General features: G+C 68.3%; 2 pseudogenes. Both read right to left on the bottom strand.

Going from position 1 to position 482, the window contains the following annotated elements:
• Positions 1-275, bottom strand: a pseudogene (locus D180_RS23910) (hypothetical protein); the annotation flags it as partial.
• Positions 254-482: pseudogene (locus D180_RS10890) on the bottom strand (hypothetical protein); the annotation flags it as partial. The pseudogenes D180_RS10890 and D180_RS23910, both read right to left, overlap by 22 nt.

The raw sequence follows: 482 nt of genomic DNA, 5'->3' as shown, positions 1-482 counted from the left end.
AGAACCAACATCGGCTTGTGCCGCAAAGGCGCAACGAAGAAGTAGTCCCCAACGCGAGGGAGTGTCATGGCAGAAGGGAATGAGGGCACCGCGGCGCCGCCGGCGACCACATTGACGGATTCGGACGCGCCTTCTTTGGCAATCAGGTTGGCAGGTGGCACCTCGATCGAGGCGCAGGCTGGCAACAGCAAAAGCGCCATCGCCAGTGCAATAGCGCAGACGTGCCACCGCACCGCACGCGGCGCATCCCGTGTCAGGGCGACGTCGATGGCCACTGCTGGCTCAGCGCCGCCACCGCGCGTTCGAGCACGGGGTCCTTGCCGTCGCGTAGGTCGGTGCGGGTCGGCGCGGCCACGATATCTGGCAGCACGCCGACGCCGACGAAGTCGGTGCCGTCGGGGTAGCTGTCGCGTTTGACGCAGATCCGCGCCGAGCCTCCGCCGGGCAGGGCCAGCAGTAGCGGCTGGCCGGTGCTCCCGCCG

The organism is Xanthomonas sp. SHU 166, assembly GCF_000364685.1.
Taxonomy (GTDB): Bacteria; Pseudomonadota; Gammaproteobacteria; order Xanthomonadales; family Xanthomonadaceae; genus Xanthomonas_A; species Xanthomonas_A sontii.
This window is presented reverse-complemented; position numbering and strand designations above follow the sequence as displayed.